Source organism: Arthrobacter sp. 05T47 (genome assembly GCF_056395825.1).
Genome location: NZ_JBFTKG010000114.1, coordinates 1 through 1,848, shown reverse-complemented (window position 1 = coordinate 1,848; position 1,848 = coordinate 1). Strand labels below are relative to the sequence as shown.

Sequence of the window (1,848 nt, the reverse complement as noted above, 5' to 3'; positions counted from 1 at the left end):
CCCTTGCATCCCTGTGGATGGGCTGTGTAGTATTACGCGCTCGTGATCTACAGCCTGTGGATAACGAATTACATGGCGGTAGTTCTGGCCCGGATTCACGGGGTTTTCGCCGGTCATGCCTAGCTCTCGCGCCTGTGGAGTACCAGGCTCAAAAAAACTTGCGTAACATTGCGTCACAATCTTGTGTATGGATTCCTTGCGTTTATTCGCGGGGGCTCATCTTCACCGTTGCCGAGTCAAACTGCCCGCGAGACGGGCCCGTTGGCTGTAGTTCGATGGTGAACAGGGAACGCAGGATCTCGCGTTGCACCTCCACATCAGAAGCGAGGAACGCGGCGGCTGGATCATCCGAGAGGACAACGCCTGCAACGCCTCTCGTGCCGCCGTTAGCAACAGCCCGGTCTTCCAACCGGGCCAGCTTGCTCTCTACCTCTCTACTGCCCTCCACCAGTTGTGACTCTGTGATGGCACCCTGGGCGAATAGTCGGGCCAGCGAGTGCTTACGGTCAACGAGTGCCGCAATATCTTCACGGTTGACCGGCTCTAAACCGGCGTCGAGTTCTTCGAGGGCAGCCCTAAGATTTGCCGCCGTGCTCTTACGGCTCAAATAGGCAACGGCCACCGACTTCACATAGTCGTCAAGGGGTTTCATGGCCCTGTGAGCGTGGCCAGGAACAAAACGCCCGCCTTCCTGGTGAACCTTGCAGCGGTAGGCCCGTTTCGCCTGAACCCCAAACCCGGTCATAGTCCGTCCGCAGTAGCACTGCGCAACACCGGACAGCAGGTACTTGAACTTGGACTCGGACTGCTTAGGCCGGCTTTCATCCGTCAGGATGGCTTCACACATACGGAATTGCGCCAGTGGAACAATCGCGGGCCATTTGTCCGAGACAACCTCGCCATGAAACATCATGAGACCAGCGTTCCGCGCCCTTAGCAGCGTCCGTTTAACCTCAGTCGTGTTCCTGCGCGTCCCCGCGCTGTTAGCGGCTCCAGCGTCCGCCCATGCCCTCGTGACCGTTGCGAGAGAGCGCCCGGCAATGATTTCCTCAGTACCCTCCCGAATCAGTGCGGCGGCTACCGGGTCCACAACGATCTGTTCACCGTCCATCTTCCATCCCCAAGGGATCCGCCCGCCCAAGTATTTGCCCTGTTTCGCGGCCTGGGCTTTCTGGGCAGCTATCCGTTCGCCCTTGTGGTCTGACTCGTGCTGCGACCATGCAGCGACGGTTTTAGCCACGGCTAGCCCTGTTGCGCTGGCAAGATCCAAGACTCCCGCGGTCACCTGGTGTGTGACGACGCCGCGGGGGCGGCAGATGTCGATGTAGCGTTCCAGCTCCCGCGTGCGCCGCATGAGCCTATCCGAGTGGTAGCAGAGCACCACGTCCACACGCCCGGCCTCAATGTCAGCGAGCATCTGCTCATAAGCGGGCCGGCGGCGCCCTGAATAAGCGCTGATGTCGTTATCCACATAGGTTTCAGCGATGCTGAGCCCGAGCTTCGCAGCCAGATTCCGGCAAAGCTCTTCCTGTCGTTCCACGCCCAAGCCATCGCCCTTCTGATCGCGGCTGATGCGTGCGTAAATGGCGGCTCGTTTGGTCCTGTGTGACGACATGACTACATCGTAGCGGCTGGGTAACTTGACAGGTAGCCCGTCTATTCAGCGGTGGCCATTCCCGATTGCGCTGAAGGCGGTCCTGTCCGTCGGTGCTGTTGCACGGGGACCACCGAGCTAGCGCCGGGATAGATCTCGTACACCTCGGCATCACCGTCCTCCCCTGTATCGACGCGGTGTGCGGCGGGCGTGTCCTGATCGATTGACATCTGTTTTCCTTCCATTGTTTTCCT

1 protein-coding gene and 1 pseudogene are annotated in these 1,848 nt (G+C 59.6%); both read right to left on the bottom strand.

Features of this window, described 5'->3' with window-relative positions:
- Window positions 1-202: 202 nt before the first annotated feature.
- On the bottom strand, window positions 203-1,615 hold the full coding sequence (locus tag AC1DEY_RS23100; RefSeq protein ID WP_476870034.1) for a recombinase family protein: 1,413 nt from the start codon (window positions 1,613-1,615) through the stop codon (window positions 203-205).
- 41 nt (window positions 1,616-1,656) lie between these two features.
- A pseudogene (locus AC1DEY_RS23095) lies at window positions 1,657-1,848 on the bottom strand (hypothetical protein); the annotation flags it as partial.

What these genes read in the sequence shown, in the direction of transcription:
- AC1DEY_RS23100 (WP_476870034.1), bottom strand. Translation starts at nt 1,615, where the DNA reads ATGTCGTCACACAGGACCAAACGAGCCGCCATTTACGCACGCATCAGC.